General features: G+C 40.2%; 15 protein-coding genes. 8 read left to right on the top strand and 7 right to left on the bottom strand.

Going from position 1 to position 15,950, the window contains the following annotated elements; all coding sequences use genetic code 11:
• Positions 1–3 precede the first annotated feature (3 nt).
• Positions 4–678: a MarR family winged helix-turn-helix transcriptional regulator gene (locus tag H8S90_RS09040; RefSeq protein WP_187342226.1), complete on the bottom strand. Its 675-nt coding sequence runs from the start codon at positions 676–678 to the stop codon at positions 4–6.
• Positions 679–1,025: 347 nt separating this feature from the next.
• Between H8S90_RS09040 and H8S90_RS09045 the strand changes: the two genes are divergently transcribed.
• Positions 1,026–1,406, top strand: a complete 381-nt coding sequence (locus H8S90_RS09045; protein ID WP_187342227.1) for a helix-turn-helix domain-containing protein — start codon at positions 1,026–1,028, stop codon at positions 1,404–1,406.
• A 217-nt stretch (positions 1,407–1,623) separates the two neighbouring features.
• Here H8S90_RS09045 and tssD read toward each other — a convergent pair whose 3' ends face one another.
• Both tssD and H8S90_RS09055 read right to left on the bottom strand, forming a co-directional pair.
• Positions 1,624–2,109 (bottom strand): type VI secretion system tube protein TssD, encoded by a 486-nt coding sequence (gene tssD / locus H8S90_RS09050; protein ID WP_187342228.1) that lies wholly within the window; start codon positions 2,107–2,109, stop codon positions 1,624–1,626.
• A gap of 13 nt (positions 2,110–2,122) precedes the next feature.
• Positions 2,123–2,449 carry a DUF4870 domain-containing protein gene (locus H8S90_RS09055; RefSeq protein WP_187342229.1) on the bottom strand — a complete coding sequence of 109 codons (327 nt, stop codon included), beginning with the start codon at positions 2,447–2,449 and terminating at the stop codon, positions 2,123–2,125.
• 217 nt (positions 2,450–2,666) lie between these two features.
• Here H8S90_RS09055 and H8S90_RS09060 point away from each other — a divergent pair, with 217 nt between their 5' ends.
• The 3 genes from H8S90_RS09060 to H8S90_RS09070 all read left to right on the top strand — a co-directional run bounded on the left by H8S90_RS09060 (position 2,667) and on the right by H8S90_RS09070 (position 9,799).
• Positions 2,667–4,529 carry a LuxR C-terminal-related transcriptional regulator gene (locus H8S90_RS09060; RefSeq protein ID WP_187342230.1) on the top strand — a complete coding sequence of 621 codons (1,863 nt, stop codon included), beginning with the start codon at positions 2,667–2,669 and terminating at the stop codon, positions 4,527–4,529.
• A 593-nt stretch (positions 4,530–5,122) separates the two neighbouring features.
• Entirely contained in the window at positions 5,123–8,221 is a 3,099-nt protein-coding gene (locus H8S90_RS09065; protein WP_187342231.1) for a SusC/RagA family TonB-linked outer membrane protein, read from the top strand.
• Between the two features lie 12 nt (positions 8,222–8,233).
• On the top strand, positions 8,234–9,799 hold the full coding sequence (locus tag H8S90_RS09070) for a SusD/RagB family nutrient-binding outer membrane lipoprotein (RefSeq protein ID WP_187342232.1): 1,566 nt from the start codon (positions 8,234–8,236) through the stop codon (positions 9,797–9,799).
• A gap of 284 nt (positions 9,800–10,083) precedes the next feature.
• Here the strand turns inward: H8S90_RS09070 and H8S90_RS09075 are convergent, their stop codons facing one another.
• Positions 10,084–10,470 carry a hypothetical protein gene (locus H8S90_RS09075; RefSeq protein WP_187342233.1) on the bottom strand — a complete coding sequence of 129 codons (387 nt, stop codon included), beginning with the start codon at positions 10,468–10,470 and terminating at the stop codon, positions 10,084–10,086.
• A 517-nt stretch (positions 10,471–10,987) separates the two neighbouring features.
• Here H8S90_RS09075 and H8S90_RS09080 point away from each other — a divergent pair.
• A complete protein-coding gene (locus H8S90_RS09080) occupies positions 10,988–12,487 on the top strand; it encodes an acyl-CoA dehydrogenase family protein (protein ID WP_222852265.1) in 1,500 nt (499 codons plus the stop codon).
• A gap of 135 nt (positions 12,488–12,622) precedes the next feature.
• Here the strand turns inward: H8S90_RS09080 and H8S90_RS09085 are convergent, their stop codons facing one another.
• The gene (locus H8S90_RS09085) at positions 12,623–12,982 is read right to left on the bottom strand and encodes a hypothetical protein (protein WP_187342235.1); all 360 of its coding nucleotides are present in this window, start codon (positions 12,980–12,982) and stop codon (positions 12,623–12,625) included.
• A gap of 61 nt (positions 12,983–13,043) precedes the next feature.
• On the opposite strand from H8S90_RS09085, the gene H8S90_RS26185 reads away from it, so the two are divergent.
• From H8S90_RS26185 to H8S90_RS09095, 3 genes are all read left to right on the top strand, one after another.
• Positions 13,044–13,172: a hypothetical protein gene (locus tag H8S90_RS26185; RefSeq protein ID WP_255501882.1), complete on the top strand. Its 129-nt coding sequence runs from the start codon at positions 13,044–13,046 to the stop codon at positions 13,170–13,172.
• A 469-nt stretch (positions 13,173–13,641) separates the two neighbouring features.
• A complete protein-coding gene (locus H8S90_RS09090) occupies positions 13,642–14,223 on the top strand; it encodes a hypothetical protein (RefSeq protein WP_187342236.1) in 582 nt (193 codons plus the stop codon).
• Positions 14,224–14,283: 60 nt separating this feature from the next.
• Positions 14,284–14,454: a hypothetical protein gene (locus H8S90_RS09095; RefSeq protein ID WP_187342237.1), complete on the top strand. Its 171-nt coding sequence runs from the start codon at positions 14,284–14,286 to the stop codon at positions 14,452–14,454.
• Positions 14,455–14,545: 91 nt separating this feature from the next.
• Here the strand turns inward: H8S90_RS09095 and H8S90_RS09100 are convergent, their stop codons facing one another.
• Together H8S90_RS09100 and H8S90_RS09105 are read right to left on the bottom strand one after the other, a co-directional pair.
• Positions 14,546–15,106 carry a Crp/Fnr family transcriptional regulator gene (locus H8S90_RS09100; protein WP_187342238.1) on the bottom strand — a complete coding sequence of 187 codons (561 nt, stop codon included), beginning with the start codon at positions 15,104–15,106 and terminating at the stop codon, positions 14,546–14,548.
• 210 nt (positions 15,107–15,316) lie between these two features.
• Positions 15,317–15,853, bottom strand: coding sequence for a UpxY family transcription antiterminator (locus H8S90_RS09105; protein WP_187342239.1), 537 nt, complete (start codon positions 15,851–15,853; stop codon positions 15,317–15,319).
• Between the last annotated feature and the right edge of the window lie 97 nt (positions 15,854–15,950).

Below are 15,950 nucleotides of genomic sequence, written 5' to 3' on the forward strand. Positions count from 1 at the left end.
TTTTTATTTAATTTTTTCAAAAGGATAACGTGACCATGCTTGCTCCAGCAGCTCTTCAGGACTTAGCTGCTGCTGGAAAATAGGCTGATGAAATCTATCCAGCTTGGTCAGCAAACGAATTAATTCCATTTTTTCCGTATGCGTCAGGTTGCCTGTTACGACTTGTGTCGCCCGACGGATTTTATGCATTTGCCCTTCCAATGCTGCTTCCCCTTTAGTACTTATATTAATAACTTTGCTGCGCTTATCTGATTCTGAATCCGTCTGGATAATCCAACCCTGTTTAAGTAAACGATTGATGATCTGCATACCTACAGGTTTTTCTTGTATATTCTTTTTAATAAGTTGCATTTTGGTCATTGCTCCAAAAGCCCTGAGGTTGATTAGATAAATAAATTCTTCTTGAGTAGAAAAGTCCGATCCAACAATGGCCGATTTGGAATAAGTGCGCGCATAACGATTGAGATGAACTAAGAGTGTATTGATAACGCTCTCCGGGCTGCGACCCTTTGTTTTACCTTCCCATTCAGGTTCCATGGTAGAAAGCTCTGTTTGAATATGGCTTTCATATAACCAACGTTTAAACCCCGCTATGTCGGGGGAGTGATTTTGTTCTTCATGATGATTTTCAAAGGTTTCTACTAAGGATATAACCTCCTGAAGTAAGCGGTAATTCATAACTTTCTTTTTAAAGTAGTACAATAATAAACTTTATTTTTAATATTTTGTTTATTTTTAAACTAAAAATATCTTTTTGCGGAGAACTGTTAATGATAGATGATCAACGGATTGGATGATATGATAGAAAATGTGTTATTTGTATAAATAAGTTGAAATAACAAAACTGCATATAAATTTTTGTGCATAGCGGTAAGTGATATTGCTTTTAGAAGTTTTCCACAGGGTGTTGAGAAATAAAAACAGGAATTTTCCTGTTTTTTTACGTGCATTTTCCTCTAGTATCGTGCGTTAATGTGTTGTTTATTTGTATAAATAAATAATCATTTAACATAAAACTATTGAATATGGACAAGCATTATGGAGAAATTATTGAGAAGGTGATGAGAAGAAACGGCTACAGCATCAGTGAAGCCGCAAGAACGATGAAAGTAAACAGACGTTCAGTTTACAATTGGTTTGATCAACCCAAACTCAAAGATAACCTGATCTTCAAAATAGGTTGTGCATTACGTTATGACTTCTCTAAAGAGTTCCCGGAACTTTTTACCACTGAGGATTTTCAGAAAGCGTTTAGCAATACCCAAGTAAAACGTACTAATGTGGTAGATGAATTGGAAAAGACGAATTATTGGAAGGATAAATACATCAGCCTATTGGAAAAATATAATGCGATGCTCACTTATCAAAAGCAAAATAATCAAGGTCCGTTTGACTATGCAATCTAAAACTATATATTAGGTATACCGGCTATCTTTTGCGTAGCTGGTATGCTTATATTATCGTTAGCTGTTCCACGCAAATCATCGTAATGGGAGCGTAAAAGATAAAACACTAACCTTTCACTGCAGCGAAAAGTTAGTGTTTAGCAATAATAAGCTGTTCCTGTTTGAATAGGTTTATCCCAGGTATTGTCAACAGTAGCTAGCTCCTCGATCCTGATCATCATCTGGACGATGATAAGGCGCGATCCATAACGACGTCATCAATCACTAATTTTCTGGTATAAACGGATATCTGTGTTGATCCATAGCTGCTGTAACTGTCGCCCGCCGCAAAACTTTCCGAAGCATTCCCGGCAACAGCTTTATCAAAAACAATCGTTCGAATGATTTTTCCATTGTATTTGTTCTCTACAGTAATTTTACCTTGTGCCTGCTCGGTTTCGCCGGCGATCCATTTGAGCAAGAAGGAGTCAAGACTGTATTTGAAATCAATATTGACCATATGGGTGTCATAGGACCTGGCGATGGTGTCTTGAGACGGGTGATAACACGAGTAGGATACCGATCGTAATTGATAAGTTTGCGAGGTATTGGTTGCCGGGTCTGTCAATACAAATTTTACTTCGTTTTCAGCTTGTTGGGCAAAGGTGTTAATATTGCTGAAACAGCAGAAAATAAGCAGGAGGAAGCAAACTTTACTTTTCATAACTAAGTGCTTATTAAAAACTGAACTTGCCTTCGAATATTTTCCCAACCAATGGTACCGGACGTTCGGTTTCATTGGATGCAGCGATGATTCCTAATAACATGAACACAAAAGGAATTAATGAAATCAGATAAAATAAGCTGCCTAAAGCGGGTACAATAGCAAGCACAACTACGCTAATGACACTTAATACAACCGAGATGATGATGATTCCGAGCGATTGACCCAAATGGTAATTGATTAGGGTGTTTTTTTCCGTTGACTTTTTGTAAGTTAAATAAGCGATGACCCATCCGATGATAGTAATGTAGGCCACCATAGCCACTGTTTTATTTGTCATGATTTTTAAAAATTTAATTTAAGCTTGATGAAGCAAAGATAGAAGGGGTGAATGACGCGTGCCAGAAAAGACAGTCTACAAAAGAGCTACCTCTAAAAAATCGTATGTCTACAATGCGTCTACGGATTGTTTTTAAATTATTATTAATCAGTGTTTTGCGAGTATTTTTTGAACAGCTAAACTTGCATATAAGCACAAGTTTAGCTATGTTTGATAGATGCATCTGCCTGTTAAACCTTTTATAATCGTAATCATTTTACTCTTCGTTTGCACGGGTAAAGGAAGTGCGCAAGCGATTTACATAGATTCATTAAAGCAGTTATTGACGCAACAGAACCTTTCAAAGGGAGACGAAGTGATCGCTTTATGTCAATTGGCACATGCTAATTTCGAACAGGATTTATCGCTTTCTTTCCGACTGGTGGATAAGGCACTTGCAATCGGTGAAACACTAGACGATGGGAAAGGTAAAGCATTGGCCTTTGGAACCCTTATACACTTATATGTACAGCGACAGGAAATACAAAGGGCTTATGAAAGCCGGGATAGCGCTCTATATTATGCCGATAGAACGGAAGATCGCATAGCGAAGGGCTTTGTGTGGTTTAGAAGTGGGTGGCTAGATATTATTGATGATGAAAATGATCAGTCCATAAGGAAGTTGCTCCAAGCGCTCAATTATTTTAAGGGACAGGGGGCAGATGCTTATGAAAGCTTGGTTTGCCATTATCTTGCAAGTTTTTATGGTTATGGCAATGATGCCGCCAAGCAGGAAAGGTATGCACGCATGTGTTATGAAAGCGCACTGAAGAGCAAGCAGGTAGATGCCTTGAATACGGCTTATTATACGCTGGGTCAGAGTTATTACGATCGGTTTAAACTGGATACTACCACACGTTATTTGCTCGATTCTGCCTTAGCCTTCAATAAAAAGTCGCTCAACCTTTCAGCAAGGCAGGCAGGAAGACTGATCGTACAAAGCAATACAGCGGCGGTGGCCTTGAATACAGCGAATAGCTATTTTCAGTATTTCCCAGATACATACCGTGATAGCGCTGAGAAGTATATCGACGTTGCTATGGATATTGCTGGCAGAACAAACCTACAAGAGGTCTTATTGAATGGCTATGGTTTAAGAAGTGAGTATGCCGTGAGAGACGGTGATTTTAATCGGGCGGAACGTATCTTGCTGCAGGGGCTGGCAAACACGGAGGCGACAGTGGTGAAAATGCCGGTAACAAAAGCTCGCATTTTTCAGGCGCTGTCACGCATTGCAGAAAATAAGGGAGATAGGGCTGCTGCACTCCATTACCTGAAGCAGTATATACAATTTAATAAAGAGGCGTTTAATGAGGAGAAATTACATAGCATACAGAAAATAGAAGCACAATATCAATCCGTAAAAAAAGAACAGGAAATAGCTTACCTGCAACAGCAAGCTGCGTTTAATAAAAAGCGGAATATATTATATGTTTGTTTGGGATTTACAGGGATAGCCTTGCTGCTGTTGTTACTCAGTTCGTATAATTACAAGCTAAAGGCCTCTATCAGAAGGCAGAAGCTGATCGATAAGGAAAAGCAAGAGGCGGAGTTGCGGGCTCGGTTAAAAGAGGCGGAAATGCTTCAGCTACATGCCGAACAGTCGTTGTTGAAAGAACGGCAGGAACGACTTGAAAAAGAAGTGCTTGCAGGTAGTTTACAGATATCGGAAAAAAATGAACTCTTGGAATTGCTGCCCACGAAGGTGGGACGCCAAAGCAACCTTAGCATCGACGAACAGATTAAGCGTATTGTTAAACAGCAGAAGCGGATGGATAAGGATTTTGACGAGCATAAGACAGGTTTTTTTGAGGTCAGCCCGGCTTTTGTTGAGCGACTGCAAGAAAAGGCCAAGCATACATTGACCCGTCTCGACCTGAAATACTGTGCTTATATTCTGATGGGTCTGCCAAATAAAGAAATATCCCTTCGTTTAAATATAGAGCCCAAAAGCATCCGGATGGCTCGTTACCGTATTAAACAGAAGCTAGGACTGGATAAAGATCAACACCTCGATCATTTTATCCGATCACAACAGTAGTGCAAAAAATATCAAATAGGTATTAAACCCTGATTATCCATCAAACTTTCGATATCACCGTAGCACGCTGCTATGCTTTTTATCTCCAAACAACTTGATTTTTGTAGCTTTAGCGCTTATCACGAATCCTAATGTGTGATCTAAGTTAAAGCTTTTATAGTCCAAGACAATTATTGAATCGGACGGGCTGAAAAAACATTTCCATCGTTGGCATTTTACTACAACTTGAGGAATTTTTTCAAATTGATGTGATGCATCTAGTGCTATTGCATACGTGTAAAGGAATTTTTACTAAAGAATTTGGTGTTTTTGTTATTGCTTATATCGTGTTAATAAGTGTTTGTAAGACAGTTTAAAAGTATGGCGATAAAATAATTTTTGTCTTTTCTCGATAAATGATTCCCCTACGGCATCTATCTCCACTTATAATAGGGAAGCTAAATGCTCGTTTTCGGTAAAATAATTGTAGCTAGAACGTTTAAATTTTAAGTGCCGATATAATTTTCATAGCAGATGAGCATACGACGTATACCTACCGATACTTTCTTCATATTCCGTAATAAACTAAGTTTAACCATATCAATTTATAACGCATGAATCAATATTACAGATGGTTCCTGCTCTGTTTGTTTTGGTGTATTGGCAGTAGTTCTCTGCTTTATGCCCAACAAACGGTTAAAGGAACAGTTAGCGATGAGGGTGGGCCACTACCCGGTGTTACCGTACAGGTGAAAGGTAAACAAAACAGTGTGCAGACTACATCTGAGGGAAATTATGAAATACAAGCGCAAGAAGGCGAAACGCTGGTGTTTTCTTATATAGGTTATGCCAGAAAAGAGGTACCTGTAGGAAATGAAGCAAACATGAACGTGGTTTTGGAAATGGAAGCAAATGCTTTGAACGAAGTTGTGGTAAGCGCTTTGGGAATAAAAAGGGAAGCAAAGGCACTGGGATATTCTACGACCCGGGTGGAAGGCGATAAGTTTACGCAGTCGCGTGATGTTAACCTGGGTAATGCCTTAACAGGTAAAGTAGCAGGTGTAAGCGTTTCTAATAATGCCACTGGCGCCTCAGGAAGTAGTCGCGTGGTTATCCGGGGGAACGCATCCATGACCGGAAACAATCAACCGCTTTACGTCATCGATGGGGTGCCGTTTGACAATACCAACCAAGGAAGTGCCGGACAATATGGTGGACTTGATCTCGGTGATGGTTTATCTAATATCAATCCGGATGATATTGAAGATATTCAGGTGCTTAAAGGTGCAGCAGCTTCGGCACTTTATGGTTACAGAGGTGGAAATGGGGCAATACTGATTACCACCAAAAGTGGTAAAGCGGGAGAAGCCTTATCGGTGGAACTGAATAATAACTTTACGGTAAATAAGATAATTGATTTCAGAGAGTTTCAGCAAGATTACGGACAGGGCACGCAAGGCGTGAAACCTACTACAGCGAACAGTGCACTCAATTCCGCCGTATCGAGTTGGGGCCCCCGTTTTGATGGTTCGGAAGCTGTGAACCTGCGTGGAGACACTTATGCGTATTCCCCCGGGCCTGATAATTGGAAGAATTTTTATAGAAACGGTATTAACAATCAAACTTCCATTGCTTTGGCCGGAAGCAGCGAGAAAGTACGTTACCGGGTTGGATTGTCAAACCTATATAACACACCAAACGTCCCTAATTCGAATATGAAGCAGCAGGGGATCAACACCAATACCAGCTATCAGATTACAGATAAACTGGAATTGACCATTACTGCTAATTATATATTCGAGCAGGTGAAAAATAGGGCCTTGTTGGCCGATAATTCGACAAATGTGAACGCGTCGACCATGTACCTGGGCAATGGATACGATATCCGTTGGTTGAACCCTTATCGTAATGCTGATGGCAACGAACTGCTGCCGGGTACTAATCTGTATTTTAATAACCCTTATTTTCTAGCTTATGAGCACGAAAACAATACCGACCGCAACCGCCTAACAGGGGCCGCCACATTAAAATATGATATTCTTGACTGGCTTTCGGTACAAGGACAGGTAAGTCGGGATGGTTATGTCTTCCAATTCAGAAAAGTTACTCCTACCGGTACAGCTTACGCAAATGGTGGGGAACTTACGGAGTATGAACGTAATTTCCGGGAGCTGAATGCCAATTTTCTGGTTACTGCCAATCGAAATATTGGAGAAAATTTTAGCGTGAATGCGTCGGTGGGTGGCAATACGCAAGATAATATCAATCGTGCTTATGGTTTGCTGGGAGGTGCTGCAGGCCCTTTCATTGTGCCTTATGTGTACAATATCAACAATATTAATGCCCCGAACACCAAGTATGTGCCGGAGTATGAGCGCTTGCGTGTGAACTCGTTCTATGGTACGGCCGATTTTGGTTATAAGGATTACCTTTTCCTGAACTTTACTGCTAGAAACGACTGGTTCTCTACGCTGAACCCGACCAACAATAGCTACTTCTATCCTTCGGTAAGTACCAGTTTCGTATTCAGTGAAGCGTTTGACCTTCCGGAAGTGATCAGTTTTGCCAAATTCAGGGCTTCCTACGCAGAATCGTCTAACGGAACAACACCATACCAGAATTTATTGAATTTTTCACTACAAACTTATGATAAGGATGGTGTGCCGTTGGGCTATGTGAGAAATGAAAATGTACCCAATACCGACCTCCGACCGGTGCAGATCCGCGAGTACGAGGCAGGCCTGAATATGCAATTCTTCAACAACCGTTTAAATATAGATGCTGCGGTTTATCAAAAGGACACCAAAGACGATATTGCGATCATTAGTACCAGTACCGCCTCAGGATATAATGCGGCCATTCAGAATATTGGTGAGGTACGCAATAGAGGAATCGAAGGTTTGATCTCGGGAACGCCTATTCAGAATGATAACTTCTCATGGAATACCAGCCTCAATTTAGCCTTTAATGATAGTCAAATCCGATACCTCGGTGAAGGAATTAATGCCCTCACCATACAGGGGTCGGAAGCGGCTTTTGGTGATGGGGTTGTTGTAAGTAATGTAATTGGTCAACGTTATGGCCAAATTATGGGCTTTGCCTATCAGCGCGATGAGGCGGGCAACATCATTTATGGAGACAATGGAAACCCCTTGAGGACGGACGGAATTGTACCATTAGGTTCGGGAGTTTACAGAACCACAGGTGGTTTCTCCAATCAATTCCAATACAAAAACTTCACGCTTGGTATGTTGTTCGACTTTAAATTTGGAGCAAAACTATTCTCGGCCACTAACCTACTGCTCTATAACGGAGGCTTACATGAAGAGACTCTCGATGGTAGGGAAGGTGGAGTTATCGGTGTGGGCGTAACCCAGGATGGAAGTCCAAACACCGTGGCTGTTCCCGCACAGAATTATTACCAGAATTTAGCCATCAACAACAACATTGCAGAAGAATTTGTGTATGACGCTAGTTTTATCAAACTACGGGAGCTATCATTGGGATATACGCTTCCTAACGAATTGGTACAGCGGACGCCGTTTAAAGCAGCAACTTTTTCTTTAGTGGCCAGAAACCTTTGGACATTATTGAAGCATACACCAAATATCGATCCGGAGTCTGCATATAATAATTCCAATGCGCAGGGTTTGGAAGCTACCTCCAATCCGCCTATTACGAGTCTTGGTTTTAACGTAAATATGAAGTTTTAAAGAAGTAATCGAATGAAACATATAAAATTAATTGCACTGGTGGGCTTCTTGGCAATGAGTGCATGGAGCTGTACCAAAGATTTCGAAGAGATTAATACAGACCCCAACGCCATCCCTGAAGATGGAATGGACTATAATCTGCTGTTTTCCTCTGCGCAGGTATATCATGCAGGTACAGATTACAATGTGTGGAGAAATGGCCTGATTTATTGTGCAACCATGATACAGCACTTGGCCTCTACACAAAATTACTGGAATGGCGACAAGTATACCTTTGATGCTTCATATAACGCCGCACACTGGGATCGTGATTTTCCGAATGCCGTGAGAGATATTACCATGGCGATGAGTAAATTTCAAGATAATCCAGAGCAGCAGAATGCTTACCATATTGCTCGTATCATGCGCGTGAGCATCTTTCAGAAAATGACCGATCTTTATGGGGATATACCCTATAGCGAGGCGGGATTAGGTTATCTGGATGGACAGGGTTATCCTGCCTATGATACGCAAGAGTCTATTTATCAGGATATGTACAAGGAACTAAAGGAGGCCTCGGAAGCCCTAGAAGCTAATACCACAAATACACTTACTACAGCTGATCTTATATATGGAGGAGATGTTGCAAAATGGAAGAAGTACGCAGCTTCTTTCATGGTGCGTTTAGGCTTGCGCTTGTCTAAAGTGGATCCGGAAACGGGGAAAGAATGGGTACAGGAAGCCCTCGCTGCTGGGGTGTTCGCCAATAACGAAGATAATGCTATGATGCAGCATCAACTGAATATTACGGATGCAGCGAATGCTTACGGAAAGGTACTGGTGTATCAGGACCCAAATGCTTCGCGCTTGAGTGAAACCTTTGTGAATCAGCTAAAAAATACCAACGACCCTCGTTTAATGTATATGGCTACCGTAGCTGCTGCACCACAACATGCCTATGGAAATGCAAATTTTGATTTAGGGGATACCACCGCGTCTAAACAATTGGGGATGCCAAACGGTTACGATGAATTGGGCGCAGAGACGGATATTTCAAGGGCAGCCAATTGGCCGGGAAATATCAATAACTATTCCATCGTGAATCGTTATACCTATGCACGGCTGGACGCCCCAACGTTCCTCTTAACGCATGCCGAAACACAATTGTTGTTGGCGGAGGCGGCACATTACGGATGGATTAGCGGCGAAGCCAGTACTTATTATAATGAGGGGGTAACAGCTGCTATCATGCAAATGAACCAATTGGGAGCATCTCCGGCGCTCATCGAAGAGCAGGCACAGGCTTATATTGCCGAGCACCCCTTCCGTGCTGATAGTGCTCTGGAGATGATCAATACCCAGTATTGGATTGCCACCTTTATGGATGAATATGAAGCTTGGACGAATTATCGCCGATCAGGGTTTCCGATGCTGGAGGAGGTAAACTACTTTAATAATGTGACCAATGGGACGATACCCCGTCGTTTTACCTATCCTACCAGCGAAGCTTCGATTAATACTGAAAGCTATAACGAGGCCGTTGCCCGCTATGAGAATGGCGATCGGATGACTTCTCGCATGTGGTGGGATGTAGAGTAGGAGAGGTACTTCAGAACTATTTGTTAATAAGGAAAAGCGTGTCGTAAATCGGTACGACACGCTTTTCCTTATTAACATAAGTTACAGCAATAACTATTATCTAGCTGATATCAATTAACCATATCAATTTGATAAGTTGCTATTTTCCTGGCTTGGGTGGTTTTTTTGTAGAAATGATCTCAACTTTTGAAGACGTACTCTTCTCATTCTGATAATTCGAAGGAGCTTTTGTCTTCGCGCTCTTGGGTGTTTTCTTATCTCTGCTCATATACTTACTTTTTAAATTATCGGTTTGTACTCGCCAACTCCAACTTGCGGATCTGACTATCAATTAAGTTCTTATTTAGATCTTCGTAATGATCGTTGCGATATTGCTTTAAGGTTGATATAATACCCTGTGCTTGTTTAATTAATGACGATATGTAACGAAGAGCGCCTTCTTTTGCCTTTTCCATAGCCATGATTTTATCAGTATAGTCGTGATACTTGCCGATACTGGAGTGCAGTCGAAAGGATTGATTGGCAACTGAACAATAAACTTTAATCGGATGATGGTCCGTCCAAATAATTTTATATGGTCTCGTGTCGAAATATAAAAAGTTATTGGTGGATAATTCAATGACCTTGGTGTCATTTATAAAGACACGGTAATATTTGCTGTAATTTTCCATTGTAATTTTTTAATGAGATAAAAAATAAGCCTTTGCGTTTACAATGAAAAGAATGTTGTATAGCCTCAAAAGGTTATTAACAGGTTCCAACCTAAAAACAAGGTAGCTTTAACTGTAATTTCACCCTAGCAATTGCCTTAGGATAACTTAGTAAATATACTAAAATATTTGAAAATCAACAAATTAGTTTCTTTGAAAATTCAAATAACGGGTCATCGCTTTAAGTGTACGTATAGTGATCAGATCACTTGTAACCAAGTTTCGCAGATATACATTTAAATATATCTCTTTAAACATTGCCCAATAAGACCATAAAAAATAAATAATAACTATTTTTCCTAATGTTTTTGTAATTAGTTGTTTTTCAGTGATATTTCCTAATAAAATGACGGTTGTTGACAAATAGAAAGGTTTTTGATATATTTATTTTTGAGATCAAATAGCCGAAATTTTTGCTTTCCTTTTTTGAATGAATACATTTGTTAGCACTGATCAACCATGATGGGTAATGAATCATATGAATAGAAATGACAATGACTTGCCGGAATTTATCGACCGTTTTAAACAGGCACTGAAGAAGGTATTCTACGAACAGCATGATATTAACCAGCTAAGCCTTGAAAGAGGCCTGCCTCCGCACATTTGGGAAGGGATTATGGATACCGTGCCGCTTGCCGTGGCCGTTCCGAAGGAATATGGTGGCAGGGGCTGCGTAGTGAAGGAATGCCTGTCATTGCTCGCCGCGGCTTCTTATGAGTCTCTTCCACTATCACTAACCTTTGGGATCAACATCGCCCTGTTTCTTGAACCTGTTGCGAAATATGCGAACGATGAGGTTAAAGGGCCTATTTTTAGGGATTTCTTGGAAAAGCAGTGCATGGGAGGGTTGATGATAACCGAACCTGATTTCGGTAGTGATGCCCTGAACATGAAAACATTTTATCAGGAAATCGACGGGAAATATGTGGTAAAAGGGCGTAAGCATTGGCAGGGATTAACTGGCCAGGCAACCTATTGGCTGGTTGCTGCCCGTAAAGCACTCGAAAATGGTGAACTTGCCAGAGATGTGGATTTCTTTATAACAGATAATGAGCTCCCTCATCAACATATCAAAGTGGAGTCGCTGTATAGTAACCTAGGGCTCTATATGATTCCATATGGCCTGAACACGGTTGATGTTACAGTACCTAAAAACCAACAGCTGAAGCCTGAAAGCACGGGAATTAAGATGATGCTGGACATCTTGCATCGCAGTAGAATGCAATTTCCGGGGATGGGCATGGGATTCATCAAACGTATGCTGGATGAGGCACAATTCCATTGCGAAAACCGTATCGTGGGAACAGGTAATTTATTGAAATTGGATGCCGTACAGCATCAGCTCTCGAGAATACAAACAGCTTATACCATCTGTTCTGCAATGTGTTACCGAAGTAGTCATATCAGTGGGATTGGATTAAATGTTGCAGCAGAAGGACTTGAAGCAAACAGCATGAAGGCGTTAATAACGGATCTCATGCAAGAATCTGCTCAGCTTTGCCTGCAGGTATCGGGAGCAAATGGTTATAAAATTAGCCATATCGCAGGAAGAGGTATTGTAGACAGTAGACCCTTCCAGATTTTTGAGGGCTCAAATGAGATGCTCTATACGCAGATTGCAGAAATTATTGCCAAGCAAATGAAAAGACAGAAGGAAGCAAATTTATTTAACTTCCTGTCGCAATTTAAACAAACGGAAAGAGCAGCCCCTCATTTTAAAAAGGAACTAAATTTTGTTATAGGAGATAATATTACTCAAAGAAAAATGATTGATCTAGGAAAAATCATTGCAAAGCTGATCAGCGCACAGTATGTACTGGACATCAGGGATAAAGGATTTAACAAGGAGCTTACCGTCAACTCTCTACATAATACCCGATTAGATATAGCTCACCTCGTTTCAAACTTTTCGCTGGATACACGGGCAACGCTCGTCAAGGAGTATAAGGAGAACAGTGAATGGTCGGGCATGTTTTGACTTTGCATAATATGCTAAGCCGCTTTCAATGATTTGGGGTTAAATGATGGACAGTAGTTTTCCTCTTGTGCAGTAGGGCAATTTTACGCAAGTGGATTTTGTGAATCAATACATGATATAGAACGGCGCTAACTGTTATGAGCGCTTAATGGAATTGATAACTCGTTCTTTATATTCCTCCATCTCATGTTCGTCACGTTGTAGATACCTCAAGTTCATTTCCTCCTTGTCGAGGTTTTCTTGTTGCTCTTTATTGGCCAATTCTACGTTGCCCACATTTCTAATGGTGTCTAGATGCTGGAATAAACCCTCTAGTGCGCGGTGAACATGCCTTAAGTATTTTTCATTGACAGATTCAAGTGATGATTCGGTGAGTTCTCCAACATCCTGGAAACTTAATTTTGTGATCTTGCCATTTACAATCTCTGCGCTGAATTCCTGTGAGTCAGGAAAATCCCATAAAATGTCGTGTTTGGTAGTCGTCGTAATTTCCATAGTCGGTTTTTTTAAATGAATACGTGATTATATGATGTACTTCCTAGTAATAAACGCAAGAATGATACCAAAGCTTGTTTTAACTTTTCATAGCAAACATGGGGTTTCTTTAGAAGGCGTTGATTGGGCACTGGTGGCTGTTACTTCAGGTGTTAATGGGCTTGAATCTCAGCGATTAGCGGCTCAGTGATAAAGCGAAATTTATTAGGAAGCCTTGTAGAAGCATGCGCATTTTTACGCACTTTGTCCAAATTAGTATACAAGCGGTAGAATTTTGTTATATAGTGCGTTAGTATGGTTATTTTTGTAATAATTCGTTAGAATTATAGAGTAGTTCACTAACCAATGTAAACTTGGGTTGAAGGCCGGTAGTTTTAACTAAAACTACCGGCTTTTTTTGGGAGCTGATATATGGCTATCGTACGTTTGCTAATTTTCTCTAATCAATAGTAAAACAAGCGATAAAAAAGTAAAAATCGACCTGTCGGTTTTTCAAAAGATTCTGCAGTGTATAATAATGTGCTACTATTTGCATAATTAGTAGTTTAAAACCATTTAAAAATGTATTTTTAGCTTTTGCTTGTCTGCTAAAAAGATTTTCAAGTCAGCTTGTTTTTCGAAGGAGTAAATCAACACAATAGGGTAATACGTAAAAAATAATGGAAAAATCGTTTTCTTATTTTCATGTGCAGCGCGAAGATCTGCTAAGGGTTGTTGAAGTGCTTAAAGTGAAGCGAACGATGCCGTCAACACAAACAGGCGGTTCAACAAAAGCCCGGTTTGTTTTGCTATTCTTGCGGGAGCTCGAAAAGCATGCAAGAGAATACAACGTAAGTTACTATTTGTTAGACAATATAACCAATAGGCCCTGTTTTTTCACATCTAATATTGCTGAATTGATAGGGTACGACAATGCTATACTACCCGATTCCTGGCGATCTTATTTTATGCAGATGATTCAGGATAGGGAAATACAGGCTGATGTGGAGGGTGTTTTACGAACGATGGATGAGCGGATTCCGAAAAAAGAAATTGATGCAACAACCGTAGTGGTCTGCGGAATGCCGGCGGTTAATCTTAAAGGCAGACCTATACGTTTCTGTTACGTCAGCAGGGCAATCTACAAGGAAGACTGTGGCCAGCCGTTGATTATGTTTGATCGTATAAGTGATATCTATCCTTTTCTTAAAGAGGAAGGGTTTTGGATACGAGTAGTTACACCATCCTGTGTTTATTCTTGATTTTCCAATGAACGAAAAGTTCGAAAAAAAGATATACTTACCAGAAATGAAGGGGCGATCGTGAAAGTATTGTCAACTGGTCAAACATTGCAGGAGACAGCTACACTTTTAGATATGACTGTGGGGGCGGTAGAGCATCAAGTGCACAATGCGTGCAATCGTTTGTTTGCAAAAGATAGTGATGCACTGGTGTATCTCTGTTGGTTAGCTGGTATGCTACCTGAGCTATAAATAGTCGATAAAGTGTTTGGGTGAAGGACAAAAAACATGTAATGAAAGAAGAAGGGTAAACCTCGTAAGACAAAACACCTAAGATAAAGAACTATTGCTCCGAATGTAATAATTTTTGAAGCTGCATCAAATGCTTAACCGATATACTCAGGTAACTGGCTAGCTCCTGCTTTCTAAGATGTGATCTCACATTTGGAAAAATGCTGTCAAAAAGTTCTATTTTCTCAACACCGGGAGCATCCCGGATATACTGCCGCGCGACTACTTGTTGCTCTTGAATATGATGTAATATATTGCTTATCTGCAGTAAATCAGGGTGTTGTCGGTGGATGCGACGGATGGACTCCTCTTCCCAACAAAAAAGTGTACATGGCGTAAGTGCTTGTGCGTAAATTAGTCGATGCCCCCCAGGTACGAAAAGAAATTGTCCGGGCATGATAATACGGCTGATACGTGGTTCGGAGTGGTGCCAGCAAGCATATTGTTTAACAAAACCGCTGGTCACATATAAGGTGGCCCCTGGTGCCAGTTCTAGAATTCCATTGGCCATATAATGCTGTTTTTTACAACTATGGATTATTGATTCCCACGCAGCTGTGCGTAGGTAACCAAATTGCTTTAACAGATATTGCAGGTTTAAAAGGTCGTCCATTTCTGTTTGGATTGATTTGGTATTTTGTTGTTGATGTAAACTTGAACTAAGTAGAGTAGGTTGAACCTGGTTTATTAGTATGATTGTTTGCAAAATTGTTTTTTGTTAACTAGATAATAATAAAGTTATAAATATAATAAATAGATTAATCTATTTATGAAGTAGCGGACAGACCATGCTGAAATTCATGCTGATTGTCAATATTATAACTTATTCATTTAAATAGGTCGTTATTTGATCGTGGGGAACCTTTATTCTGGCAACCAAGGCGCAATCTAACTGTTTGATGATAACAACGATGTTTTTTTCCTGGATTTCTAAGACTTCGCCTTTAGAATTACCGAAAACATCTGATACCAGCTTGACGTGATCGCCAATATGCAATGTACGTAGATTGACGGTTTGAAGTGCATGATGCTTCGCTAAGGCCGACTTGATCTGGGTTATTTCCTGTTCAGCCATAATAGCTGGACTATTATTATAATTAACAAAATTTACTACACCTGTGGTTTGCAATACCTGTAATTGTTCGTGTGCGTCTACGTGAACAAAGACGTATGATTGAAAAAGAGGTTGTTCAATAGTTACCTTTCGGTCTGTCCACTGCTTCTTGATTTTAATTAAAGGACAGAAAAAATGAATGTGCTGTTTTGAAAGTAAATGAGAGACTTTTTTTTCATAGTTTGAACGGGTATAAACAACCATCCAGTTACGTTTTTTTTGGGGGGTAATAATAGTTTGATACATATTTTGCAGTGTTTGGTTTAGTACTGACTTATACTTTCGCTAAGTTCCGTATAATAATTCACTGTTTAATTCGCTTTATTCAAATTGTATGTCACTC

This window comes from Olivibacter sp. SDN3, from assembly GCF_014334135.1.
Taxonomy (GTDB): domain Bacteria; phylum Bacteroidota; class Bacteroidia; order Sphingobacteriales; family Sphingobacteriaceae; genus Olivibacter.

Excerpts from the sequence above, each read along its gene's own strand:
- H8S90_RS09105 (WP_187342239.1), bottom strand. The coding sequence starts at position 15,853 with ATGTATCAAACTATTATTACCCCCCAAAAAAAACGTAACTGGATGGTT.
- H8S90_RS09040 (WP_187342226.1), bottom strand. The coding sequence starts at position 678 with ATGAATTACCGCTTACTTCAGGAGGTTATATCCTTAGTAGAAACCTTT.
- H8S90_RS09075 (WP_187342233.1), bottom strand. The coding sequence starts at position 10,470 with ATGGAAAATTACAGCAAATATTACCGTGTCTTTATAAATGACACCAAG.
- H8S90_RS09080 (WP_222852265.1), top strand. The coding sequence starts at position 10,988 with ATGAATAGAAATGACAATGACTTGCCGGAATTTATCGACCGTTTTAAA.
- H8S90_RS09085 (WP_187342235.1), bottom strand. The coding sequence starts at position 12,982 with ATGGAAATTACGACGACTACCAAACACGACATTTTATGGGATTTTCCT.
- H8S90_RS09060 (WP_187342230.1), top strand. The coding sequence starts at position 2,667 with ATGCATCTGCCTGTTAAACCTTTTATAATCGTAATCATTTTACTCTTC.
- tssD (WP_187342228.1), bottom strand. The coding sequence starts at position 2,109 with ATGAAAAGTAAAGTTTGCTTCCTCCTGCTTATTTTCTGCTGTTTCAGC.
- H8S90_RS09055 (WP_187342229.1), bottom strand. The coding sequence starts at position 2,449 with ATGACAAATAAAACAGTGGCTATGGTGGCCTACATTACTATCATCGGA.
- H8S90_RS09100 (WP_187342238.1), bottom strand. The coding sequence starts at position 15,106 with ATGGACGACCTTTTAAACCTGCAATATCTGTTAAAGCAATTTGGTTAC.
- H8S90_RS09045 (WP_187342227.1), top strand. The coding sequence starts at position 1,026 with ATGGACAAGCATTATGGAGAAATTATTGAGAAGGTGATGAGAAGAAAC.
- H8S90_RS09065 (WP_187342231.1), top strand. The coding sequence starts at position 5,123 with ATGAATCAATATTACAGATGGTTCCTGCTCTGTTTGTTTTGGTGTATT.
- H8S90_RS26185 (WP_255501882.1), top strand. The coding sequence starts at position 13,044 with ATGATACCAAAGCTTGTTTTAACTTTTCATAGCAAACATGGGGTTTCT.
- H8S90_RS09090 (WP_187342236.1), top strand. The coding sequence starts at position 13,642 with ATGGAAAAATCGTTTTCTTATTTTCATGTGCAGCGCGAAGATCTGCTA.
- H8S90_RS09070 (WP_187342232.1), top strand. The coding sequence starts at position 8,234 with ATGAAACATATAAAATTAATTGCACTGGTGGGCTTCTTGGCAATGAGT.